The following is a 24,443-nucleotide window of genomic DNA, read 5'->3' as shown; positions in this document are numbered from 1 at the left end:
TTCCTTCACCCTATAAAGGAGGAAGAAGTATGAAGATGACGAGTATTAAAATGAAGAAGTTGCTAGAGTCCAGGTTGCAAAATCCTAACTGGAAGACTCGATTCAACCGTGATAAAGATACATTCCGTGTAGAATGGGCAGATACGAAACAAGGGATTGAAATTTCATTACCAGGCATAATTGCGAAATATGAACAAAAGAAAGATCAGGCTCTTGATGAATTAGAAGACCATATTCAAGAAGCTTTACGTATCATGAATGAGAAACAGCAGTTATCTGGTAAAGAAAAGAGTATTTACCCTGTAATACGTGCTGCTTCTTTCCCCACGGAGTCCAATGAGGGAAAAGCGCTTGTTACCGATGAGCATACGGCAGAAACGCGTATCTATTACGCACTAGATCTTGGTAAGTCCTATCGTTTAATTGATCATGCGATGCTAGAAGAAGAAGGGTTGGACCAAGATCGAATCCGAGAAATAGCACGATTTAATTTACGTTCGCTAGATACGGAAGTAAAGCAAGATGAGGTGGCCGGGAACACATTTTATTTCTTATCCTCTAATGATGGATATGATGCGTCTCGCATCTTGAACGAAGCTTTACTTGAACAAATGAAGGCTCAAAGTGTGGGGGAACTAGCTGTAGCTGTCCCTCATGGCGATGTGTGTATTTTTGCAGATATTCAGAATGCATCTGGTTATGATGTCTTAGCTCAGATGAATATGAAGTTCTTCGCTGAAGGTCGTGTTCCGATCACATCGTTACCATTTCTCTATGAAGATAAGAGTCTTGAACCAATTTTCATTTTAGCTCAAAATAAACCGAAATCTGAACAGTAGGAAAGAAAGGGAGTCAAGTGAATGCAAGTATTTTATAACCGTGATGGAATTGGAGATGTACTAATCATCCCAGTAGCGCAAGGAGACCGTAATGAATTGAAGCAAGAACGTTTCGGTGACATTGTGAAAATTACTGAACAATCAAATGGAAAATTATTAGGTTACAACATCTTTAATGCGTCCACGTACGTGAATATTAATGAGAAGGGGGCTATTCAGCTTACAGAAGAATGGCTCACTTCTATTCATGATGTATTTCAAAAGAACGGCTTAAATGAAGAACTGCATGTCGATCTATCCCCTAAATTTGTAGTAGGATATGTGAAAGAAAAAGAACAACATGAAAATGCTGACAAATTGAGCGTCTGCCAAGTCGACTTAGGTGAAGAAACGGTACAGATCGTATGTGGAGCTCCAAATGTGGACGCAGGACAAAAAGTCGTTGTCGCTAAAGTTGGTGCCGTGATGCCAGGCGGAATGGAAATTAAAGATGCTGAGCTACGTGGTGTTCCATCAAGCGGTATGATTTGCTCTGCAAAAGAACTTGGACTGCCAGATGCACCGAAGGAAAAAGGAATCCTCGTACTTGAGGATACGTATGAAGTAGGACAACCTTTCGAGTTAGCGTAAACGTTTCTGAAATGAATAGCACACAAACAAAACGACCAGAGACAACCTCTGGTCGTTTTGTACTATAACCAATAGGCTCATTTGCTAGGGAGTGCTGCTGTAAGGACTCAAGTGTGGAATCTTTATAAGTAGGTAACCATTCTCTGAAAAAAATGGATTCTTTTGAAAAGGAAGGCATTTTGCCCCCTTGAATAGTGTTTCTGATCCGAATAGTGTAAGGATCACTGCGCCTAAAGTAAGAATTTTAGAATCAGGCATTATGGCGCACTCAAATAGAGAAAAAACTGTTAAAATAGGATTAATTCTAAAATTGAAAGAAAGAGTGAGGCTTCATGTGGAATAGAATGAAAAATTGGTTGCATCAAATGCGACAAGAAGAGCAATCTCCAGAAGATCGACAGCCCCCATTTCCGCAAGAGGATGAAACGAAACATCAAAAGCAACAAAATCAGCAGCAATTTCAAACAAAGATGATGTATCAGTATCCAAAACAGGGGAATTTTCGCTTTCCAATGATTCCTGATCGTCAACAAGAACGAGAACCACGGAAAAACTATCAAAGAAACACAGAGCAGAAGAATGAAGAGAAAAACCGAAAGCAAAATCAACGCTCGAGTTATGAGTCATATAAATATTCATCATCGAATGAGGAGAAAGAATGGAGCAAAAAAGATACATACAAACCATCCTCCTTCGATCAAGGATCCCCCTTCACCCCAAGCAATGTACCATCTCCGATTTATGGGTATGGTAAAAGAGAAGGGCATTTCAGCGAAACGGTTCTTGATGAACTGCCATCCTTTATGAAGAAAACAGATGAAGATGACCGACTCTATGAATCTACTTTAGCTAAAGTATTACCCGAAACACACCCTTCCTCATTTATACCTGAACCTGTTTCAGAGGAAGAGCCCACTTCTTCTCAGGAAAAAGACGAACCAGAAATAGTTGAAGAACCTGAAAAAGACAACGTCGTTAATTTCCATATGGATGAAGAACAAGAACAAGAATACCCCCCTGAAGAAGAGCTTTCAGTGGTTTATGATGAAGATGAAGATGAAGATGAAGATGTTCCTCCAACCATTATCATGTATGGATCAAGAAATTCAGAAGATGAAGCGTTAGAAGAAGATGATGTAGAAGAAATAGATGAAGAGCCAACAAGTGTGAAAGAACAAGAATCCGAAGCACAAGGACAAGAACTTCCTCCTTCTACATTAGAAATGGATGCACAAGAAGAAGTATCACATAGTGAAGACGAATCTGTATCAGAAGACGAATATACAGCATATGGGATGGAAGACCATCAACAGGAGAGCAAATCTGAGGATATGCTTGTGGAACAAGAAGAATCATTATTAGAAATGGAGACTGATGAGAACGACTCGGAGTGGTTGGATGAAGAGGATGATCATCCTTCTGATACAATGGCGTTCGACAACATTGATGAAACATTTGATGCTGGTGTAGTGGAACAGCTAGACACCGATGGCGAGAATGAATCATCAGTGGAGCAGCCAGAAACCAATCGTGAGAATGAATCATCAGTGGAGCATGATAGAAGCGAGCTAGAAGATGAACTTGAAGCTGAAGAAGTTTCAGAGGTTAATCAAGAAAGTCAGGAAGAGGTTCATCCTTCAGAAGAAGAGGATGCTGTTGCTCTCCCTCACTCCGCTCAACAGGAAAGCGAGGAGGAGGTTGCGGCAACTCAAGCTACAGCAGAAGAACAGCGTCCAAAGCGCAGAAGCCGTCCATTCAATGTCATTATGACGCCTAGGGACAAGCGTAACCGTGACCAGCAGAAACAAGCCCCTTCAAAGACGTCTGCTCAAGAAGAAATGAAAGAAGAAGTGAAAGTAGATGAGGAAGAGAAAGAAGAACATAAGGTGGAGGAACAGATAGAAAAACAACTCCCTGTTCAGTCAACCATTCCTCCCTATCACTTATTGAATGATCCACCTGCACGTGTAGAGAGTGAAGATGAGTGGATTGAAGAACAAATGCAATTGCTCGAAACAACGCTTCACAATTTCCATGTAAAAGCAAAAGTCGTAAATGCAATGAAAGGCCCTGCAGTAACCAGATTTGAAGTACAGCCAGAACCTGGGGTGAAAGTAAGTAAGATTACCAACCTTTCTGATGACATTAAAATGAGCTTAGCTGCAAAGGATATAAGAATGGAAGCGCCGATCCCTGGTAAAAATGCAATTGGAATTGAAGTTCCGAATCAGAAGTCAGAAGCAGTCGGGCTGCAGGAAATCCTTGAAAGTGATGCTTTCCAGGGCGAATCCTCTCCGCTGTCTGTAGGGTTAGGTCTAGATATTGAAGGCTCTCCGATTGTAACAGACCTAAAGAAAATGCCTCATGGCCTAATTGCGGGTGCAACGGGGTCTGGTAAAAGTGTATGTATCAATACAATCTTGGTGAGTCTGTTGTATAAGGCAAGTCATGAAGACGTGAAATTTCTATTAATCGATCCTAAGATGGTGGAACTAGCCCCATACAATGAGCTTCCGCACCTGGTAGCACCTGTTATTACAGATGTAAAAGCTGCTACCTCAGCATTGAAGTGGGCCGTTAAAGAGATGGAGCAACGCTATGAGCGATTTGTAGAAGAAGGCGTACGCGATATTGATCGGTATAATGATAAAATGAAAGCCAAAGGCAGATTAAATGATAAAATGCCTTACCTGGTCATTGTCATTGATGAGCTAGCGGACCTAATGATGATGTCCCCTCAGGATGTTGAAGATGCGATTTGCCGAATTGCACAAAAAGCCAGAGCTTGTGGCATTCATTTATTACTTGCGACACAACGCCCATCAGTGGACGTTATTACGGGACTGATTAAAGCGAACATCCCAACCCGTGTAGCCTTTAGTGTCTCCTCACAAGTGGATTCAAGAACGATTGTAGACGCTGCCGGAGCAGAGAAGTTACTTGGTCGGGGAGATATGCTGTTCTTAGAAAATGGAGCAGGAAAGACAAAACGCATTCAAGGAGCGTTTGTATCCGATGATGAAATTGAGCGGATTACAAATTACGTGAAAAAAATCGCTTCACCAAATTACCTGTTTGAGCAAGAAGAGCTCATGCAACAACCTAATTTTGAAGAAGCAGAAGACGATTTATTTGAAGAAGCAGTTCAGTTTGTTATTGATCAGAATGGCGCCAGTGCATCACTCCTGCAAAGACGCTTTAAAGTAGGTTATAATCGTGCTGCACGCTTAATTGATACGATGGAAGAGAAAGGCATTATCTCTGAATCGAAAGGAAGTAAACCTCGTGATGTTTATATCGACCATGCTGGATTTGAAGAGTTGAGACGAGAGCATGAATAAATTACCATCACCATATAAAACTTGTCGAATTCCGTGGAATTTTATACTATAAGAAGATGGATGCTTTACGAGTAGAATGACCATAAGAGGGGTTACAAAGTTATGAAAGAAATCGAAAAAAAGATGAACGGCGAAATCAAGCGCCTCACGAACCAAACGTTTAAGTTTGATGAACGTATTCGGGAAGGTTGGTTCTCGGCCGTTTACTTTTTAAAAACACGTGATATTGTGGAAAGTACACTTCCGGATAACTATATCACTATGCAGTTTTTCCAAAAAGATGACGCAGTACTATGCGGAACAGATGAAGCCATTGCGCTGATTCATACATTTGCTGATCACCCTGAGGAGTTAGAGATTCATTCCTTGAAGGATGGGGACCGGGTTAAGCCGTATGAGACGGTTCTGACGATCACTGGGCCTTATCAGTATTTTGGATATTTAGAAGGGATTATTGACGGAATCCTTTCACGTCGAACCTCTGTCTCCACAAACGTATATAACGTTGTAAAAGCAGCACGCGCTTCTGGAAAGCAAAAGCCTGTTATCTTTATGGGAGACCGTGACGATCATTATACTCAACAAGCTGGAGATGGCTATGCGGCTTATATCGGCGGATCAACGGCACAAGCGACTCATGCCATGAATGAATGGTGGGGGAAAGAAGGCATGGGAACTATGCCTCACGCATTAATTCAAATGTTTCAAGGTGACATTGTCGCTGCAGCTAAGGCCTATCATAAGCAGTTTCCTGATGATGAACTGACTGCACTCGTGGATTATAACAACGATGTCATTACGGATTCGTTGAAGGTAGCGCGAGAGTTTGGCAATGAACTTAAAGGTGTACGTGTCGATACGTCCCGTGCACTTGTCGACAAATATTTCCTGAGAAATCAACATCTAATGGGTACATTTGATCCAAGAGGTGTAAATCCTGAACTCATCTTTGCCCTTCGTAAAGCTTTAGATGCAGAAGGATTCCAACACGTCAAAATTGTGGTTAGCGGTGGATTTACAGAAGAACGTATCCGTGATTTTGAGAAATTAAAGGTTCCTGTAGACATTTATGGAGTAGGCAGTAGCTTACTTAAAATGAATACATCTTTCACCGGTGATAATGTCATGATCAATGGCAAACCTGAGGCGAAAGAAGGAAGACGTTATAGACCTAATCCACGCTTAGAGAGAGTAGAATATTTTAATCCTGAAGACTGACATTTCATTGTCAGTCTTTTCTTTTAGTGAATCTTTAACGTTTTTCTCCATCTTCTTTTACTGCTCACCGAACGCATCGGTCCTATCTCGAAGTGTAATAAGGGAATTTCAGGTTTGGGGACATTCAATTGTGGGAAAGGAGGAGAGCGGTTCAATTTCGCTGTGAGAGAACTTGGAAACGTTGTGGGGTTTCGTAACGGTTTTTGTCGAATTGATTCACGTCTACAAGCTGTTTTGTTATAATAGGTAAGGACGTAAAAGTTAAAGTAAATTAGGCGCAAGTTGAGCTTGAATACATATACTAAGAAACAGAAATGACTGTATAATTGTGGAGGTTCTATCAATATGACAACTTACCATTTTGTTGGTATTAAAGGTACCGGGATGAGTGCACTTGCACAAATCCTTCATGATGCAGGAGAGACTGTACAGGGATCTGATTACGATAAACGATTTTTTACACAAGAAGCGCTTGAAGCGAAGAATATAACCATCCTGCCTTTCTCAAAAGAAAACATTACTGAAAACTTAACCGTTATTGCGGGGAATGCGTTTAGTGATGACCATGAAGAAATTCAGGCAGCTAAGGATTTAGGAGTGCCGTTATTCCGTTACCATGAGTTTCTTGGGGAATGGCTTCAGAATTACACAAGTATTGCTGTAACGGGGGCACACGGAAAAACCTCGACAACAGGCTTGCTTGCTCACGTATTGAGTAATATTAAGCCTACATCTTTCTTAATTGGCGATGGTACCGGAGTAGGACATGAGGCAGGGGAGTATTTTGTGTTTGAAGCTTGTGAATATCGCAGACACTTCCTCGCTTACGAGCCGGATTATGCAATTATGACAAACATTGATTTTGATCACCCGGATTACTTTACAAGTCTTGAGGACGTAGTAGACGCTTTCCAAGAGATGGCTTATAAAGTGAAGAAAGGGATTATTGCGTGCGGAGATGATGATCAGTTACAAGAGATTCAGGCAAAAGTACCTGTTGTTTATTATGGCTTAGGTGATGGGAACGACTTTCAGGCATCGAATATCTACGAAGATGAGAACGGTACAACGTTTGATGTTTTTGTTCGCAATACGTACTACAACACGTACACGATTCCAGGGTATGGAAACCATCATGTGTTAAACGCTCTTTCTGTCATTGCACTATGCCAGTATGAAGGAATTCCATCAGAAGATATTAAACACATTTCAAACTTTAAAGGTGTTAAGCGCCGCTTCACTGAGAAGAAGCACAATGATCAAGTCATTATTGATGATTATGCTCACCATCCTCGTGAAATTTTGGCTACGATTGAATCCGCTAAGAAGAAGTATCCGAAAAAGGACGTTGTGGCGATCTTCCAGCCTCACACGTACACAAGAACACGTATGTTCTTGCAGGAGTTTGCTGACAGCCTGAAAGAAGCTGATTTTGTATATCTTTGTGATATTTTTGGGTCGGCTCGGGAAGAGTCAGGGAATTTATCCATTAACGACCTTCAAGAGAAGATAGAAGCTTCACGTCTTTTAGAGTTAAACGAGACGTCTGTTCTTAAAGAGCATGGAGATAGTGTACTGATCTTTATGGGAGCAGGGGATATTCAGAAGTTCCAAGAGGCTTATGAGGAAGAGTAAATTTATTTTTATTTATAAAACAAAGGCGCAGGAAGTCTTTAGACTTCCTGCGCCTTTGTTGGTTTGGTGAACTTTCAGTAGTGCTTCGTTATCATTTAAGACTTTAAATGTTCTGGGTTCAAAGCTTCTAAATCTTGAACAACAAATCGTCCATCTTTCCTTATTAAAACATCATCAAAATAGATCTCTCCACCACCGTATTCAGGGCGTTGAATCATGACCATATCCCAGTGAATTGCAGAATCATTACCGTTTGGTGCTTCGTCATAGCACTGCCCAGGTGTGAAATGGAAGCTGCCATCGATTTTCTCATCAAAGAGAATATCTTTCATGGGATGAAGAATATAAGGGTTCACACCAATGGCAAACTCTCCGATATAGCGAGCTCCTTCGTCTGTATCGAAAATCTCATTAACCCGTTCTGAGTCATTGGCTTTCGCCTCAACAATCTTACCATCTTTAAATGTTAGGAACACGTCTTCAAACGTGAATCCATTATAAGGGGATGGTGTGTTATAGTGGAGGGTCCCGTTAACCGAGTCTTTCACAGGGGCTGTATATACCTCTCCATCTGGGATATTTAAATGGCCAGCACATTTAACATTCGGGATGCCTTTTATAGAGAATTCCAAATCTGTATCTGGACCAGTAATTCGAACGCGATCTGTTTCTTCCATGCGTTTTACAAGTGCGTCCATCGCCTGATCCATTTTTTTGTAATCAAGGGTGCAGACATTAAAGTAGAAGTCTTCGAACTTCTCTGTACTCATGTTTGCAAGCTGAGCCATTGATGCATTAGGGTAACGAAGAACGCACCATTTCGTCTTCGGTACACGGATCTCTCTATGTACTTTTTGTCCCACTGTTTGATTGTATAATTTCATATTTTCAGCAGGAACATCGGAAAGTTCAGAGATATTTTCGCCAGAGCGAATAGCCACATAAGCATCCATTTGGTTCATCAACGAAGCTTCTTGTTCCGCTTGTATATGTAGCTGTTCATCTGTTGCGTTCTGTAGTAGGGAACGCTGGATTTTAGGGTCTTTAAGAGTTACAAATGGATGTCCTTCTGCTTTATATGCTTCTTCAATTAAACAAGAGATAAGTTCTTGCTGAAGGCCAGTATTTTCTATAAGAACCTTTTCACCTTTTTGTAAATCAATAGAGTAGTGTATAATTTGTTGGGCTAGCTGTTGCAATCTTGGATCGCGCATAACAATTCCTCCTTCTCTATTTATATGATACAGAAATTTCTAGCTAAAAAAAAGAAATGAGTTGCAGGAGTTTTCTTAAAAAAAGAGAATACTATAAAGTAATCCCAATTCTAAAATCGACACGTTTATGCGCACTAGCAAACGGGAAAACGATCAACTATACTACATTTTAAAGGGGTGAATCAGGGGATTATGATCATCATACTATATATCGCGGCACTGATCTTTGCTGTTGCCTTCGCTGTTTTAGTTATTTACATATCCAAAACTCTAAAATCAGCTCGAAAAACGCTTGAAAACGTAGCTTCTACGATGGGCGGCTTAGAAAAGCAAATGGAGGGCATTACAACAGAAACGACTTCCTTATTACAGAAAACGAATCACCTGGCAGAAGATATTGGTGAAAAGACTCAGAAGTTAAACACTTTAGTAGACGGTGTGAAGGGAATTGGGGATTCGGTTCATGAGTTCAACCAATCGCTCCATACAATGTCGAACAACTTGAAACATACAGCTGACCAGAATAAAGACAATGCTGCTCAGGCCATGAAGTGGGGGCAGGTCGGTATTGATCTCTATAAAAAGTGGAAGAAAGAAAAGCCGAAAGATGAACATGTAGTACAATAATTTCAATATATTAGGAGGAATAGAGTATGGCACAAAATCAGAACCAAACCAAGGATCAAAACGAAAACATTAACAGTAAAGACTTTTTGATAGGCACACTAATTGGTGGCATTGTGGGAGCTTCTGCAGCCCTTTTATTTGCTCCTAAATCTGGACGAGAAGTACGAGGCGATTTAAACCAAAGCGCTGGATACGTTCGTGAACGTGCTGGTGAATGGAAAGACGTTGCTTACCAAAAAGGAACAGAATGGAAAGACCGTGCTGTTGAAACATCTTCACAGTGGTCCCAAAATGTTTCTGAAAAGTCACAGGATCTAAGTTCTCGTGTGAAAACAAAAGTAGGCGAATTCCGTAATACAAATGATGAAGCTGAACAAGCTGCAGAGGAAGTCGCTGAAGCGATTGAAGAAGCAGCAGAAGAACTTGAAAGACAACAAGAAACAACAACGACAACTACTTATTAATTAAGGTAGTTTAATCGAATGGTTTTGGGAAAAGTTGCTGGTATGCTACATTGATACTAGCAACTTTTTTGTTGTTATAAAGATATTCTGTAAAGGCATATCCTTAGGAGGATGATCGAAGTTGGCTGTTACATTACTTGAGAACTACGAAGAATTACAAGAGAAGTTAAATCAGCATGAACGTTTTATGTTATTAAAGCATAGTTTGACCTGTCCAATTAGTTCAGGAGCTAAACAAGAATATGAAAGCTACGCGTCTCAAACGGATACTCCGTTGTATATGCTGAATATTCAAGAGTCAAGATCCTTTTCAAATCAAGTAGCGGAGTCCTTTGGGGTTAAACATGAATCGCCGCAGGTACTGCTTTTTAAAGGTGATCAAGTCATCTGGAATACATCCCATTGGCATATAAAAGAAGAGGCGCTCAAAGAAGCTGATCAATAAAAGTTTAATTTCAACTTAAAAGGGGATGAAACGGATATTCGTTTCATCCCCTTTTAGGTTTTGGATACGATGGACAGATCTGTTTCGTTTATAGCCTGATGGTTACCTTGTTGAATTCGTTAGCCACTGTAAGGTAAGGTGATCCCCGTGATGAATGGGTTCAAAAAAGGTGGCTTCCTCATCATTTCTAAAAATTTTAAAGCTCTGGCCCGCTACATTTGTAAGGTCAATATCTGCATAACGAAATACATCTTGAAAAATAAAGGGATCCGCATTGGTTTCTTTCGACTCAATCGTTTGCCCAGGGTAGATCAAATCTGTCGGTTTAAGAGGCGCACCTTTTCTTGTGAATGTACGCAATGATTTCTTGAGCGTTAATTCTTTGTTATTAAAAAAGACGTTTATCTCCTGCTCAGATGGGGATGAACCGTTTTCTTTCATCAGCAGTTGTGCTTCAACTGGGTAATGGACAACCGTTGTGAGATGATCACCATCTTGTAATGGCGTTTCTGGATTACTCTCTTTTCCATTTTTTAAAATCGATATTTTGTGTGCTGCAACTCTATGCTTTTGTTTATTTATGAAAACATCAAAGGGGTCTATTTCTTTAAGTACTTCCTCTTGTTGTATAAAACGAAGGAAAGATAGAACTGTTTGATTGGTTTCAATTTCGACTTTGTCACGGTCTTGCACAATGTAAGACAGGCTTTGTTTATCTCCGTTTACGTGTATAAATGGGTGGAGTTGATAACTCTTTCCGTTCAATGTAATCGTTGAGCGAGGGAGTTCGCCTAAAAGATCTTCTAAAGTCGCATCAGGCGCCTTCCCGTCTTCCCCTTTCTCCACTTTGAAGACATCTCCATTTTGAATGGGGTCATTAAGAGAACAAGGGTGGTTATTCTTTAGTAAGTTTGGTGCTGTTCCATGCTCCCCTTTAAGGGTAAGTTGGTTTCCGTTTAAATAGATTACTTTTCCTATACCTGGACGCCCAAATAGCTTCTTGATCTCAATTCCTGCTGCAAGGAGACAATCGCCAACTGTAAGCGTTTTGATATCGAACAAGCGGATGGTCCTTTCGTTTACCGTTACGCTAATATATTGAACAGGATTTTGGTTAGCGGCAATCGCAATACCGATTGGAGTAACAAAAGCAGGGCCTATTGGAAGGTTGTCTGTTTTCTTTAAGGATTGAATGGCATCTATACCTCTGATGGCTACTCGGTTAGCAGGTAGATCCAGTAGCTGGGCAAGTCTTTCAGATAAGGTTGGTGTTAAGCTTCCTCCTCCAACAAGCATAACCGCTTTAGGAGCTTTATGGTTTAGCTGGATGATTTCATCCCTAATGGTATGACTTAGCTTTTCAATAGCAGGCTCAATAGCCTTCGTTACTTCATCATAGCTTACGGTAGTTTCGAACCCGAGTATATCTGATATGGTAGCTTCTTGGTTGTGGCTGATATCCCTTTTTGCTTGTTCAGCTAAAGGGAAATCCAACAGGTAATGGTCGCTGATGGCTTCTGTAATTTCATCCCCTGCAACTGGCACCATCCCGTATGCGGTTACCGTTCCTTCGTCTGTAATGGCTATATCACTGGTTCCCGCCCCAATGTCTACTAAGGCAACGTTTAAGCGCCTCATGGAAGGGGGGATGAGTACGTTAATAGCGGCGATCGGTTCTAATGTGAGAGCTTCCATTTCAAGGTCAGCTCGATGTAATGCAGCAATTAAAGATTCAACCACAACTTTAGGCAAGAATGTAGCAATTACCTCGACTGTGACTTCATCTCCTTGCTGGTCAATCAATGAACCTAATTCTTGACCGTCAAGATGATAATGTAAAACGGAATAGCCAACGCAGTAGTAGTGGGTTGTTTCGAGCTCAGCTTCTTCTCGGGCTAATTCATATTGAGCTTGCTGAACACCGGTTAATTCTAAATGAGTGACATCCTCATCATTCATAAGCGGATGTCCGCTTACAGATTGCTTGATGCGTGTTCTCTTTGTTTTTAGGGCTCTACCTGCTGCGGCGACACATACTTTATGTAAGGGGCCATGTTTTTCTTCTAGTATTTGCTTCACAGATGAAATGGTCTCTGAGACAGATCGTACATCATGGATTTGACCATCCACCATTGTTCGCTCATTATGTTCAATGGAAACAAGATCAATAACTTCGTAAGAATCTGTCGCTTTCATCAGGATTAACCCCACAACAGATCTCGTCCCGATATCAAGCGCAAAGATGCGTTCTTTCAATTTTCTCGACCCCTTTATTAAATTTCTTCGATAAAAATATTAAAAATCCCCGTGACAATTAAAATAATATTAGCTATAATGATGTCTAATTATTATGAATTTATCATAATTTCATCTTTCTAAACAAATTGGAGGCGTATGAGTTGAGTAATGAAGAATTAGACCAGTTAAGACAAGAGTTAGACAAGTTAAATCTAGACATTTTAGATTTAATTAACAAAAGAGCAGAGATCGCGCATCAAATTGGACAGGTGAAGAAGAAACAGGGCATGAATCGTTTCGATCCCGTGCGTGAACGCGCGATGTTAGATACGATTACAGACCATAATGAAGGTCCTTTCGAACATTCTACAGTTGAAAACCTATTTAAAGAAATCTTCAAAGCAAGCCTTGAACTACAAGAAGATGACCACCGTAAAGCGCTTCTTGTTTCTCGTAAAAAGAAACCAGAAGATACAGTTGTTACCGTAAGAGGAGAAGAGATTGGAAGTGGTGATCCTTCTTTCATTATGGGACCATGTGCGGTTGAGAGCTACGAGCAAGTTGCTAAAGTAGCAGAAGCTGTGAAGGCTCAAGGGCTTAAGCTACTCCGTGGAGGAGCTTTCAAACCACGTTCATCTCCTTATGATTTCCAAGGTCTTGGACTTGAAGGATTAAAAATATTAAAGCAAGTGGCTGATGAATACGATCTCGGAGTTGTAAGTGAAATCGTTAACCCGGCAGATATTGAAACCGCAGTTGATTACATCGATGTAATTCAAATCGGTGCTCGCAACATGCAAAACTTTGAGTTGCTTAAAGCGGCAGGTTCTGTGGACAAGCCAGTTCTATTAAAACGTGGCTTATCCGCAACGATTTCCGAATTTGTAAATGCTGCTGAGTACATCATATCACGAGGGAATGAAAACATCATTCTTTGTGAACGAGGCATTCGCACATACGAAAAAGCAACCCGGAACACGCTCGATATCTCAGCTGTACCGATCTTGAAGCAAGAGACACACCTGCCTGTATTTGTAGATGTTACCCACTCTACAGGTCGTCGTGATCTTCTTCTTCCTACAGCGAAAGCAGCAATAGCCGTTGGAGCAGACGGGGTAATGGCAGAGGTTCACCCGGACCCGGCGGTAGCATTATCCGATGCAGCTCAGCAAATGGATATTGAAACATTTAATCAATTCATGAAAGAATTGAAATAGGTTCTTGCATAAATAGACAATTTAATCTATATTTTAAAGAGGAAAAGTACGCCAACGTCACGTTGGCGTACTCTTTTTCTTCAAGAAAATATTTCTACGTATATACACTTCCATGCAACTCTTTCTTACATAGATGTGTTGTTTCAAATGGAATGGTGAATACTGCATATAAAAGCATTGGAATGGCCGATTTATTGCGCTCTCATTAGCAGTGTCGTATGATTATATAGAGATAGAATGAGGGAAAATAAAGATAGAGGCGTAACTTTGAGGAGGTTATAAAGTATGAATGTAACAATATACGACGTGGCACGTGAAGCCAATGTTTCCATGGCAACGGTTTCCCGTGTAGTCAATGGAAATCCAAATGTGAAACCTGCCACAAGAAAGAAAGTATTAGACGCTATTGAGCGTTTAGGGTATCGCCCAAATGCTGTGGCTCGCGGTTTAGCAAGTAAGAAGACTACTACAGTAGGTGTCATTATTCCAGATATCTCAAGTATCTTCTTTGCTGAATTAGCTCGTGGTATTGAAGATATTGCGACAATGTATAACTACAACATTATCTTAAGTAACTCTGATCAGAATAAAGAGAAAGAGCTTCATCTTATTAATTCCATGCTAGGGAAGCAAGTGGACGGGCTTGTCTTTATGGGTGGTAAGATTACCGAAGACCACGTAAGAGAATTCCAAAATGCATCTGTTCCAGTTGTATTAGCAGCGACTGTAGATGAAACAAATAAAGTTCCATCCGTTAATATTAATTATGAAGAAGCGGCTTATGAAGCAACGAAAACGTTATTCGGTCATGGTAATGAGCATGTAGCCTTCATTTCAGGCCCTCTTGAAACAAATATTAACGACCAAAAGCTAGCAGGTTATTACCGTGCGATTGAAGAAGAAGGAAAATCTTATGGAGATCGTTATGTAATCCGTGGTGATTACACTTACGATAGTGGGATTGAAGCACTAGAGCAATTAATTAACATGGAAGAACGTCCTAGTGCGGTATTTGTAGCTTCAGATGAAATGGCGCTTGGTGTCATTCACGGCGCACAAGATAAAGGACTACGCGTACCTGAAGATGTAGAAGTATTTGGCTTTGATAATACACGTTTAGCAACGATGGTTCGCCCAACCCTTTCAACGGTAGTTCAACCGATGTATGACATTGGCGCTGTATCCATGCGCTTATTAACCAAATATATGAATAACGAAAAAGTCGAAGAACAAAATGTAATTCTTCCACACCGAAATGTCGAAAGAAACTCAACAAAATCATAAATATGTCGATATAAAAAAATAGATCATTAGGGTTTTATATTAGGGAGAGAGACAATGAAACGAAATGATTTATTAACTCCAATCGGCATATTTATAGGGATTACGATGATCTTCGTAGGGATCTTTACTACAGGGGGAGCAAGCGATGTAGTATCTTTCATTCAAATTTCCTCGATGATCATTGTGCTTGGTGGCCTTGCAGCTGCGCTCTTAATTAACTTCACGTTGGACGAGATCAAACTGACCGGAAAGGTACTGAAAGAATCTTTTCAGACAAATGATCAGAACTTATCAGGACTGATTGATCTGTTTGTACGTCTTTCTGAACGGGCGCGTCGCGAAGGCCTTTTGGCATTAGAATCAGAGTTAGAAGAAGTGGAAGATCCTTTTATCAAAAAAGGTATTCTTCTAGCGGTAGATGGAATTGAACCAGAGGTTATCAATGATATTATGAATGCTGAAATATCAGCTATTGAAGAAAGGCACCGCAGGGGTCGTGCGATTATTGAGAAGGCGGCAGAATATGCTCCGGCTTGGGGTATGATCGGGACTTTAATTGGTCTTGTTCTGATGCTTAAGAACCTAACAGACCCAACTACACTTGGACCAAACATGGCGATTGCTTTGTTAACGACATTTTATGGGTCTGTCCTTGCCAATCTAGTGTTTTCTCCAATGGCTGGGAAGCTTGCTAACAAGACAGACCAAGAAATCTTTATTAAGCAAGTTACAATAGAAGGTGTAATTGGAGTCCAATCAGGCCAGAACCCTAAAATTTTAGAAGAAAAGCTGAGTGCTTTCCTTTCTGGAAATGAACGTCAACGTCAGGAGGAACAACCGACTGAGGATTTGATGGGGGAAACGCCGAATGAAGCTTAGACGTCGTGACCGTGAACAAGAAAAAGGTGCTCCGAAGTGGATGGTGACATTTTCAGATCTAATGACATTGATTCTTGTGTTCTTTATCCTTCTATTCTCTATGTCACAGATTGATAAAGAGAAATTTGAAGCTGTGGCAGAATCGTTTCGTAGTCGAGCTATATTTGATTTCAATCCTTCGGTTGTAGATCACAATTATCCTGCAGATCAAAGGAATAAGGAACAAGACCAAAAAGATATGAGCGAATTCGAATCAGAGAAAAACGATGATGTGAACAAAGATCAGGAAACAGGTGCTAAAGATACTCAAGATTCCTTAAACAATCTTGTGACTGAAGTCGAAACGTTTCTTAAAAATAATGATCTGACTGAAAAGATCACAGCCAACCGTACAGACCGAGGTGTTGTGCTTACGCTACAAGAGCAAGTACTCTTTAATACAGCTGAGGCTGAAATTATACCCAATGGTCAACCGTTCTTAAAGAAGGTGGGGCAATTGTTAAACAACATTCCAAACCATGTGAAAGTAGAAGGGCATACGGATAATCGTCCAATCTCAACTTATCGTTTCCCATCCAATTGGGAGCTTTCAGCAGCACGGGCAAGTGGTGTGATTCGATACTTAGCAGAGGAAACAGCTGTAGATGCAGCGCGCTTCACAGCGGTAGGGTATGGAGATACAAGACCCATCGTGCCAAATAATTCAGAAGAAAATTGGCAAAAGAATCGTCGGGTGGAAATTGTGATATTAGATCCAAATTACGAAGAAAAAGAAAATACAGCGTCTCCTCAATAAGAAGAGTGTTCCCTTGAACTTTCAAGTCATCATGGGAACACTCTTTTTTTATGATTTCATATAAACTCTTGTCTTCTATAACCATTCCATACTTTATCGAGACATACTTCTCTTATTTAGGGAGGTTATGTTTTAGTTGAATAAACTGCATGGCTTTTTCTAAGACTTTTTCGTTTTTTTCAGTAATTTCAAGCTTTCTCGGAATTTCTTTGTATAGTCCTGAAGCGTCATGCCAGGAAGAAGGAAGCTGAACAGGAGCTTCTTGTTGCCATTTGGCCAGCCACTCTTTAGGCAAAGGGCCTTCTGCTGGTTCGTTATGAGCCATGACGTTCCAAATTTGCGCCCATGCACGGGGTACAACTCTCCAAATATCATATCCGCCCCCACCTAAAGCAATCCATTTCCCTCCACAATATTCGTGGGCTAGTTTATGAGCGATTTGTGGAATGAATTCATATAATTGGGATGTACAGCATAAATGGGTTAAAGGATCTAATACGTGAGCATCTGCTCCATTTTGGGTTACAATAACGTCTGGTTTAAAATACTCAATCACTTCCCTGAATGCGGTTTCATAAACGTGCATAAAAGACTCATCCTCTGTAAACGCATCGACAGGGATGTTGAAGCTGTATCCATAGCCTTCTTTAATTCCTCGCTCGTTGACATTCCCTGTACCCGGGAAAAGGTACCTGCCTGTTTCATGAACGGATAATGTGCAAACGTTAGGATCATCATAAAAGGCCCATTGAACCCCATCGCCATGGTGAGCATCCGTATCAATATAAAGAACTTTCGCCTGATAATGTTCTCGAATGTATTGAATAGCCACCGCACCATCATTATAAATACAAAAACCAGAAGCTTTCCGTTGAAAACCGTGGTGAAGCCCTCCGCCTAAGTTTAAGGCATGATCTACCTTGTCTTGCATGACTGCATCGACAGCTGATAAAGTCCCGCCGACAAGGAGAGAAGAAGCTTCATGCATCCCTTCAAACATGGGTGTATCTTCTGTACCGACCCCAAATTCAAATCCTTCTTCTTCGCTAAGTTTTCCTGAACTTGCTTTTTTTATCGCTTCTACATAGGGTTTCTCGTGTACGAGAAGAAGTTCTTCCTCTGTAGCCATCCTTGGAGAAATGAGTTCCTTCTCTGTAATGGCTCCTATACTTTGAAGTAATTCATAAGCTAAGGTCACTCTTAATTGATTAAAGGGATGATCATCTCGAAATCGATACGTTCTAAAGTCTTCTGAATAGACAAAACCGGCTCTGCAGGTCATTGTTCCATCCCCGGCATATTAGGCCATAACACTTCATATCCTTCAGCTTTTAAATCTTCAATAACAGGCATCGGGTTCATGGTTTGCAAACGGAACACGAGTACTTTATAAGTAGAGTCAGGCTGATAAGGATAGATGAGTACAGATGTAATATTCGTCTTGCGCCTTCCGAGGACAGCTGTCACCTCTGGGAGGATACCGGGCTTATCAATTACTTTAATCTCAATTTGAGAGCTTTGGACCGTTACGCCTGTAAGTTGAATCATTGTATAAAGCATGTCTTTTTCAGTAATAATTCCGACTAATTTGTTTGCTTTAGTGACGGGTACACATGCTATTTCATGTTCATAAAAAATACTAGCGATTTCTTCAACGAAATCTAGTGGGTGAGCTGTAATAACGGGGGAACTCATAATAGATTCTAATGTATTTTGGAGCGCTTCTTTATCTTGCTCGATTTGGAAGACAGAAGGACTCGCATCTCGGACATCTCGGTCGGAGACGATCCCAATCACGTGGTGATGCTCATCAACAATGGGGATATGTCGAATATGATGATCATTTAATAATTTTAAAGCGGTTTCAATAGTTTCGTTTGCTCTTAAAGAAATAACCTCTGTTTTCATAACTTCTTCGACTAACATTTACAGACCTCCTCGATTCGCGCGATAATTTCGTCTTGTTAAAAATCTCAATTCTTCAAATCGATCAATAGATGATTGAGGTACTCGGCTTCCAATCCGTGCCATTAAGCAGTTTGCTGGATGCGACACAATTTCAGGATCATCAGTAGGGTAAGGGGTTAAACCGCCTGCCCCCATCATTCTCTCCATAACGTTTCGGTAATTCCAGATGTTTAACCCTGTTCCTGAAAGGTCCCAGTGCCAATAATATTCAGTAGAAATGACTATAAAATCTTCCATCTCGTCATCCATCATCGACACTTTTAATAACCATGAACCTATTCCGTAACCTCTGTAATCTTGAATAACTTCAATAGCTCCAAGCTCAAGAAGGTCTTCCATCTCGAATTTAGACCATCTTTCTAATGGATCAGGATAAAGGTAAGTGACATAGCCTACAATGGTATCTGATGTTCTTGCAATTAAAATTCTGCCTTCGTCAAAATCAGCAATCTTTTGAACGGCTTCAAACTGCTTCGGAGCCGGTCTGAACGCTTTCAGACCCTCGTGGAAATGATAGTTTGCTAGTTCTTCTGAAGGGAGAGGGCCTTCAACAGTAATTGTTCCGCTTTCTGTTACAATCTCTTTAGAATGATATTCTTTCGTATGCTTCATGTCTCCACCACCTAACGTTACCTATATTTGTTATCTATTATACAGTAAATCTGCCTGAAAAAAATACCTTCCCTTTAATATGGTGCTCTCCTAATCGGTTCGAGGAAGAAGTGGTTACACGTAGCTTCGATTGAAACACCAGGGAACATTATCAGAGATAAAAAACAATCCCGGTAGCTAAATGCTACCGGGATTGTTGTAATGTTTATCCTTCGGAAGATGAATCATCATCTGTAGAGGTATCTCCGCCTGTATCGCCGGATTCTCCAGATCCTCCGGAGTCATTGTTTGACCCGGAATTATCGTCATTTGATGAACCATCATTATTCGTTTCGCCAGAAGAATCGTCATTATTGGAATCATTATCTGTATTATCATTACCTGAATTGTTGTCGTTGTTAGAATTGTCATTATTGTTGCCGCCATTGCCATTATTGTTATTGTTATTGTTATTGTTATTGTTACCAGAACCTTGTCCAGGATCAGTTGGAGGAGGGTCTGGTGTGAAATCTCCGTATTTATAAGCTGGAGATGCGGCTGACTGCATTCCAAAGTAATCAACAGCTCTTACGACATATACACCGCGACCAGAAACACCTAAGCTAGAGCTAGCGGAGCTTCCGACTAATTGGAAACCAGCGCCAGGGACTGGGGCTCGGTAAACGCGATAGCCTACTACATCTCTGCTTCCGGATGGTGCCCAGTTCAGAACGCCACCACTTACGGATAAGGAAGATGGAGCGGCAGGGGCTTGACCATCGTTAGGAACTGCATCTGTCGATGGCACTCGTACATTAGCCCATTGGCTGTTATTTGGTACAAGCTTATCTAAGCTATCAAGTCGATCATAATCGTTTCGCTTAATATAATCGGGATTAAAGAAAACGCCTTGATTTGTAAACTCAGTTGGAGTTGAATCTCCCGCTACATAAGCTTTACCACCAATTTCTACATAGTTTGTAGCAATTAGGCTGTCATCCCTTTTGGTTGGTGCATATTTAGCATAATAAAGGTCGCTCTTCACAAGCCCCATATCTGCACACAATTCTGAAGGAAGTAGTCCAGAAGCTGCGCAGTAGGATTGTCGTACAATCCCTGAAGGACGTTTGAAACTTTCTTTTGGAATCATTAACTCTGGATCAATGTCCGATACTGCATTGACGACGTCAGTCCATAAGTTAACGTTCCGGTTACTATACCCTAATGAGCAGTTATAGCATTGATTGACAGGTTTTGGAGTGTCATATCCCATCCACATACCCATTGTTACGTTAGGGTTTGTTGCGACAAACCAGGTGTCATGGAAATTCTGGGATGTTCCTGTTTTTCCTGCCCAATCTACGCCAGGATATTTAAGGTGATTCTTTGCGTAAGTAGCTGTACCGTAATCTAGTACATCTCTCATCATATCAATGGTTAAATAAGACGATTGTTCAGCAAAGACATCAACAGGCTCTGATTTGTGCTCATAAAGCACGTCACCATCTTTTGTTTCGATCTTATCAATCATAAAGGCATCTACGAATTTACCCATGTTACCAAACGTCGCATAAGCATTCGTGTTCTCTTCTACTGTTACCCCGTAGTCAAGACCGCCAATGGATGCTGATAAGTGGTGTTTGTCACCCTCAGTTAATGTAGTGAAGCCCATTTTATCAAGGTAAGAAGCTGGGTTCTGATTAATTATATCTACGTATGTCTTCGCGGCAGGGACGTTAAAGGATTTAGCTAATGCATAGCGCATTGATGTAAGTCCATGATATCTTCCTGTATAGTTCCCAGGGTTCCACATGTCTGTACCGGCATCGAATTTAGTGCTGATATCAGCAATCACGCTACCCGGATGTCCTGCTCCTAAATCTATAGCAGGTCCATATACAAGAAGTGGTTTCATTGTACTACCATTGGAACGTTTGGAATACGTAGCGTGATTTACTGTGGATATTTCGTAATCACGTCCACCGATAAAGCCGATAATTTTTCCGGTTTTATTCTCGATGAGCATTCCACCTACCTGAGTAGGTTCCATAATGGTTTTCTCTTCACCGGTTTCAGAATCAACCTCTTTTTCAGGAAGATCTGGACCATAATGATTGTAGTTAATACGTAATTCTTGCATTTTATCGTAAATCTCTTTGTTAATCGTGGTATGAACTTTTAATCCATCCTGCGTAAGAGTACGGTCTGCAAGGTTAGAGTACTGTTGTTGCAAGGAGTCATTATTGGCTAGGTCTTCTGCTGTGTAGCCATCTTGTTTAGCAAGAATTCCTTGCAAAACTTTGGTGGCGCGCTTTTCAATTTCAACTGTAAGATAAGGATACTCTTGAATAGGAGAAGGTTCTGGTTTGGCAAAGTTTGCAGCCAGGTTGTAATCAATAGCCTTCTCGTACTCAGCCTTTGAGATCATCTCGGCTTCAAGCATACGCTCAAGAACGGTTTGCATACGTTCAACACCGGGTGCGACCCCTTCTTCTGATTTAATTTCTCCACTATTTGTAAAAGGAGTATAAAGATAAGGACTTTGTGGCATTCCTGCAATATAAGCTGCTTGAGGAAGATTTAAATCTTTGGCGCTCACTCCAAATACCCCTTGAGCAGCGGTTTCGATTCCTGCTATGTTCCTGCCGGATGAATTACGACCAAATGGAACAACGTTGAGATAGGCTTCTAATATTTCATCTTTCTCAAAGAAGCGCTCTAAACGTAAGGCAAGTAAAATTTCTTTTGCTTTACGTTCAAATGAAACTGTATCTGTTAGAATCTGGTTCTTGATTAATTGTTGGGTAAGTGTACTACCACCCGTTTTTACGCTTGCGTTTGTGACTTCTTGGAAAATGGCACGAAGGATTGCTTTTGGAACAACCCCATTATGTGTATCGAAATATTCATCTTCTGTCGCTTTAATGGCGTTGACCACATGATTAGAGACTTGATCAAGCGACACTTCTTCACGATACAAATCGGACTGAATCTTTCCTAAGTACGTATCACCGGCAAAATACAGTTTCGACGTTTCTTCATAATTGTAAATGTCTTTTTCCATTTCGGCTTTAGCTCGAATGGGCTCGTCTTTAACGAGTGAGGCGAAGTAACCGGCACCTAACCCACCAGCAAAGAATACGCCGATAACACCTACAATGAGGAAGAATAACACAATGTTCCAGATCACATCATAGGAAATCCGGAAGTACTTTTGAAGTTTTCCGTCTTCCCACCATTGACGAAGCTTTGATCTATCTGGACCATTGGAATGGTTCTGGCTCATATAACGACCTCCTATTCATACACGCAATATTATACCATATTGCACCATAAGGAGACATGGTTCAACAGGAAATGTGTGTTGCTTTTTAAAAAAATATATGCTATAAATTATGTCACAGTCACGAACGATAATGAATAGTAAACATAGAAGGGTTGAAGTAGTAAGAAGTTCCCTGTTTCAGAGAGCTGACGGTCGCTGTGAGTCAGTACAGAGCAACTTACGAATTACGTCCTGGAGTTTTCTTCTGATGAATCAGAAGACGGGTGAAACCGTTAGAATTTCCTTGAGTGGCAACCATTAATTTGGTTGCAACAAGGGTGGTACCGCGAGAGAACCTCGTCCCTTTTTTAGGGGCGGGGTTTTTTGTGCTCTGGGATAAATGTTGTCCGTAGTATAACCTGAAGTGGGCGCCTTCAGTACTATCATTTCGTTTATGTCGTTAACTTTTTTTGGATTAGGAGTGTTGAAATTTGGATATTTTACAAGATCTACAAGCAAGAGGCTTAATTAATCAAATGACAGATGAAGAAGGTTTAAAAAAACACCTTGCTTCTGAACAAGTAACACTCTACTGTGGATTTGATCCAACAGGAGATAGTCTTCATATAGGGCATTTGCTTCCTGTGCTCATTCTTAAACGATTCCAGCAAGCAGGTCACCGCCCGATCGCCTTAGTCGGTGGGGGCACTGGTATGATCGGTGATCCAAGCGGACGTTCAACAGAACGTCAATTGAATGATGAGGACACAGTTCGTTATTACAGCGAACAACTAGCAGGCCAGCTTGCTAAGATTTTGGATTTTGATAAGGGTGAGAATGCAGCTGTAGCTCGTAACAATCTGGACTGGTTGAACCAAATGACAATGATTGAATTCTTACGAGATGTAGGGAAACACTTTGGTATTAACTACATGTTAGCGAAGGATTCAGTAGAGTCTCGTATTGAAAATGGAATCTCGTTTACAGAATTCAGTTACATGATCCTTCAATCTTATGATTTCCTGAACTTATTCCGTAAAGAGAACTGTACATTACAAATCGGCGGAAGTGATCAGTGGGGGAATATTACTGCTGGGCTAGAGCTTATTCGTAAAAACTCTACAGAAGGAGAAGAAGCGAAGGCGTTTGGTTTAACTGTTCCACTTATTACTAAAGCAGATGGTAGTAAATTTGGTAAAACAGCCGGTGGGGCTATTTGGTTAGACCCTGAAAAGACTACGCCATATGAGTTTTATCAGTTCTGGATTAATACAGATGACCGTGATGTTGTAAACTTCCTTCACTACTTTACATTCTTAAGCCTGGAGGAAATTGCGGAGCTTTCTAAGGAAGTAGAAGAGCAGCCTGAGAAACGTGTTGCTCAGCGCCGATTAGCTGAAGAAATGACGAAGTTGGTCCACGATGAGCTGGCTTTAGAACAGGCTGAAAAGATTTCAGCAGCACTCTTTAGTGGGGATCTAAAGCAGTTAACTGGAGACGAAATCGAGCAAGGCTTTAAAGACGTTCCTACTTATCGTTTAGAAGAAGAGGAAAAAGGATTGATTGATTTGCTCGTGGAAGCTAAGATCTCCTCATCAAAGCGTCAGGCTCGTGAAGACATTCAAAATGGTGCCATTTACATTAATGGTGAGCGTGAACAGGATATGAAATACACAGTGAGCGCTGAAGACCGTATAGATGGCAAGTTTACAATCATTCGCCGTGGTAAGAAGAAATATTTCTTAATTCGTTTCGAAGGGTAATGATTGAATCGAGAAAAAGGCCGGTTAGA

19 protein-coding genes and 1 other annotated feature are annotated in these 24,443 nt (G+C 40.8%); of the genes, 13 read left to right on the top strand and 6 right to left on the bottom strand.

Annotated features, from left to right (window positions below; genetic code table 11):
• The first annotated feature begins 29 nt into the window (after positions 1-29).
• From QNI29_RS16155 to murC, 5 genes are all read left to right on the top strand, one after another.
• Positions 30-839: a DUF1444 domain-containing protein gene (locus QNI29_RS16155; protein ID WP_231417501.1), complete on the top strand. Its 810-nt coding sequence runs from the start codon at positions 30-32 to the stop codon at positions 837-839.
• A 21-nt stretch (positions 840-860) separates the two neighbouring features.
• A complete protein-coding gene (gene ytpR, locus QNI29_RS16150) occupies positions 861-1,469 on the top strand; it encodes a YtpR family tRNA-binding protein (protein WP_231417500.1) in 609 nt (202 codons plus the stop codon).
• Between the two features lie 344 nt (positions 1,470-1,813).
• Complete coding sequence (locus QNI29_RS16145; RefSeq protein WP_231417499.1) at positions 1,814-4,810, top strand: DNA translocase FtsK; 2,997 nt, start codon at positions 1,814-1,816, stop codon at positions 4,808-4,810.
• A gap of 102 nt (positions 4,811-4,912) precedes the next feature.
• Complete coding sequence (locus tag QNI29_RS16140; RefSeq protein WP_231417498.1) at positions 4,913-6,028, top strand: nicotinate phosphoribosyltransferase; 1,116 nt, start codon at positions 4,913-4,915, stop codon at positions 6,026-6,028.
• A 345-nt stretch (positions 6,029-6,373) separates the two neighbouring features.
• Positions 6,374-7,663, top strand: a complete 1,290-nt coding sequence (murC, locus tag QNI29_RS16135; RefSeq protein WP_231417497.1) for a UDP-N-acetylmuramate--L-alanine ligase — start codon at positions 6,374-6,376, stop codon at positions 7,661-7,663.
• Positions 7,664-7,758: 95 nt separating this feature from the next.
• Here murC and QNI29_RS16130 read toward each other — a convergent pair whose 3' ends face one another.
• On the bottom strand, positions 7,759-8,877 hold the full coding sequence (locus tag QNI29_RS16130; protein WP_231417496.1) for an aminopeptidase: 1,119 nt from the start codon (positions 8,875-8,877) through the stop codon (positions 7,759-7,761).
• A gap of 192 nt (positions 8,878-9,069) precedes the next feature.
• On the opposite strand from QNI29_RS16130, the gene QNI29_RS16125 reads away from it, so the two are divergent.
• The 3 genes from QNI29_RS16125 to ytxJ all read left to right on the top strand — a co-directional run bounded on the left by QNI29_RS16125 (position 9,070) and on the right by ytxJ (position 10,413).
• Positions 9,070-9,504 carry a DUF948 domain-containing protein gene (locus QNI29_RS16125; RefSeq protein ID WP_231417614.1) on the top strand — a complete coding sequence of 145 codons (435 nt, stop codon included), beginning with the start codon at positions 9,070-9,072 and terminating at the stop codon, positions 9,502-9,504.
• 26 nt (positions 9,505-9,530) lie between these two features.
• Positions 9,531-9,968, top strand: a complete 438-nt coding sequence (locus QNI29_RS16120; RefSeq protein ID WP_231417495.1) for a YtxH domain-containing protein — start codon at positions 9,531-9,533, stop codon at positions 9,966-9,968.
• A 121-nt stretch (positions 9,969-10,089) separates the two neighbouring features.
• On the top strand, positions 10,090-10,413 hold the full coding sequence (gene ytxJ / locus QNI29_RS16115) for a bacillithiol system redox-active protein YtxJ (protein WP_231417494.1): 324 nt from the start codon (positions 10,090-10,092) through the stop codon (positions 10,411-10,413).
• A gap of 102 nt (positions 10,414-10,515) precedes the next feature.
• Here the strand turns inward: ytxJ and QNI29_RS16110 are convergent, their stop codons facing one another.
• Entirely contained in the window at positions 10,516-12,669 is a 2,154-nt protein-coding gene (locus tag QNI29_RS16110; RefSeq protein ID WP_354665913.1) for a cell division protein FtsA, read from the bottom strand.
• A 143-nt stretch (positions 12,670-12,812) separates the two neighbouring features.
• On the opposite strand from QNI29_RS16110, the gene QNI29_RS16105 reads away from it, so the two are divergent.
• From QNI29_RS16105 to motS, 4 genes are all read left to right on the top strand, one after another.
• Complete coding sequence (locus QNI29_RS16105) at positions 12,813-13,868, top strand: bifunctional 3-deoxy-7-phosphoheptulonate synthase/chorismate mutase (RefSeq protein WP_231417493.1); 1,056 nt, start codon at positions 12,813-12,815, stop codon at positions 13,866-13,868.
• 285 nt (positions 13,869-14,153) lie between these two features.
• On the top strand, positions 14,154-15,152 hold the full coding sequence (gene ccpA / locus QNI29_RS16100) for a catabolite control protein A (RefSeq protein ID WP_231417492.1): 999 nt from the start codon (positions 14,154-14,156) through the stop codon (positions 15,150-15,152).
• A gap of 54 nt (positions 15,153-15,206) precedes the next feature.
• On the top strand, positions 15,207-16,031 hold the full coding sequence (gene motP, locus QNI29_RS16095) for a flagellar motor protein MotP (protein WP_231417491.1): 825 nt from the start codon (positions 15,207-15,209) through the stop codon (positions 16,029-16,031).
• Positions 16,021-16,827: a flagellar motor protein MotS gene (motS, locus tag QNI29_RS16090; RefSeq protein ID WP_231417490.1), complete on the top strand. Its 807-nt coding sequence runs from the start codon at positions 16,021-16,023 to the stop codon at positions 16,825-16,827. Before motP ends, motS begins: the two co-directional genes overlap by 11 nt.
• Positions 16,828-16,939: 112 nt before the next feature.
• On the opposite strand, the gene QNI29_RS16085 is transcribed toward motS, so the two are convergent.
• The 4 genes from QNI29_RS16085 to QNI29_RS16070 form a co-directional block, all read right to left on the bottom strand.
• The gene (locus tag QNI29_RS16085) at positions 16,940-18,109 is read right to left on the bottom strand and encodes an acetoin utilization protein AcuC (RefSeq protein WP_231417489.1); all 1,170 of its coding nucleotides are present in this window, start codon (positions 18,107-18,109) and stop codon (positions 16,940-16,942) included.
• On the bottom strand, positions 18,106-18,753 hold the full coding sequence (locus QNI29_RS16080; RefSeq protein ID WP_231417488.1) for an acetoin utilization AcuB family protein: 648 nt from the start codon (positions 18,751-18,753) through the stop codon (positions 18,106-18,108). The genes QNI29_RS16085 and QNI29_RS16080 overlap by 4 nt, the downstream gene beginning before the upstream one ends.
• Positions 18,754-19,407 carry a GNAT family N-acetyltransferase gene (locus tag QNI29_RS16075; protein ID WP_231417487.1) on the bottom strand — a complete coding sequence of 218 codons (654 nt, stop codon included), beginning with the start codon at positions 19,405-19,407 and terminating at the stop codon, positions 18,754-18,756.
• Positions 19,408-19,612: 205 nt separating this feature from the next.
• Entirely contained in the window at positions 19,613-22,672 is a 3,060-nt protein-coding gene (locus tag QNI29_RS16070; protein WP_231417486.1) for a transglycosylase domain-containing protein, read from the bottom strand.
• A 135-nt stretch (positions 22,673-22,807) separates the two neighbouring features.
• Positions 22,808-23,019: a binding site (T-box leader), on the top strand.
• A gap of 123 nt (positions 23,020-23,142) precedes the next feature.
• On the opposite strand from QNI29_RS16070, the gene tyrS reads away from it, so the two are divergent.
• A complete protein-coding gene (gene tyrS / locus QNI29_RS16065; RefSeq protein WP_231417485.1) occupies positions 23,143-24,414 on the top strand; it encodes a tyrosine--tRNA ligase in 1,272 nt (423 codons plus the stop codon).
• Positions 24,415-24,443: the final 29 nt, after the last annotated feature.

This window comes from Pontibacillus chungwhensis, assembly GCF_030166655.1.
Taxonomy (GTDB): domain Bacteria; phylum Bacillota; class Bacilli; order Bacillales; family BH030062; genus Pontibacillus.
Note: the sequence above shows the minus strand (reverse complement) of the source record. Positions and strands in the feature narration are given on the sequence as shown.

Coding starts and splice junctions, on each gene's coding strand:
- QNI29_RS16140 (WP_231417498.1), top strand. CDS start 4,913: ATGAAAGAAATCGAAAAAAAGATGAACGGCGAAATCAAGCGCCTCACG.
- QNI29_RS16070 (WP_231417486.1), bottom strand. CDS start 22,672: ATGAGCCAGAACCATTCCAATGGTCCAGATAGATCAAAGCTTCGTCAA.
- QNI29_RS16075 (WP_231417487.1), bottom strand. CDS start 19,407: ATGAAGCATACGAAAGAATATCATTCTAAAGAGATTGTAACAGAAAGC.
- QNI29_RS16080 (WP_231417488.1), bottom strand. CDS start 18,753: ATGTTAGTCGAAGAAGTTATGAAAACAGAGGTTATTTCTTTAAGAGCA.
- QNI29_RS16085 (WP_231417489.1), bottom strand. CDS start 18,109: ATGACCTGCAGAGCCGGTTTTGTCTATTCAGAAGACTTTAGAACGTAT.
- ccpA (WP_231417492.1), top strand. CDS start 14,154: ATGAATGTAACAATATACGACGTGGCACGTGAAGCCAATGTTTCCATG.
- QNI29_RS16120 (WP_231417495.1), top strand. CDS start 9,531: ATGGCACAAAATCAGAACCAAACCAAGGATCAAAACGAAAACATTAAC.
- motS (WP_231417490.1), top strand. CDS start 16,021: ATGAAGCTTAGACGTCGTGACCGTGAACAAGAAAAAGGTGCTCCGAAG.
- QNI29_RS16125 (WP_231417614.1), top strand. CDS start 9,070: ATGATCATCATACTATATATCGCGGCACTGATCTTTGCTGTTGCCTTC.
- QNI29_RS16130 (WP_231417496.1), bottom strand. CDS start 8,877: ATGCGCGATCCAAGATTGCAACAGCTAGCCCAACAAATTATACACTAC.
- QNI29_RS16145 (WP_231417499.1), top strand. CDS start 1,814: ATGAAAAATTGGTTGCATCAAATGCGACAAGAAGAGCAATCTCCAGAA.
- ytpR (WP_231417500.1), top strand. CDS start 861: ATGCAAGTATTTTATAACCGTGATGGAATTGGAGATGTACTAATCATC.
- murC (WP_231417497.1), top strand. CDS start 6,374: ATGACAACTTACCATTTTGTTGGTATTAAAGGTACCGGGATGAGTGCA.
- QNI29_RS16155 (WP_231417501.1), top strand. CDS start 30: ATGAAGATGACGAGTATTAAAATGAAGAAGTTGCTAGAGTCCAGGTTG.
- motP (WP_231417491.1), top strand. CDS start 15,207: ATGAAACGAAATGATTTATTAACTCCAATCGGCATATTTATAGGGATT.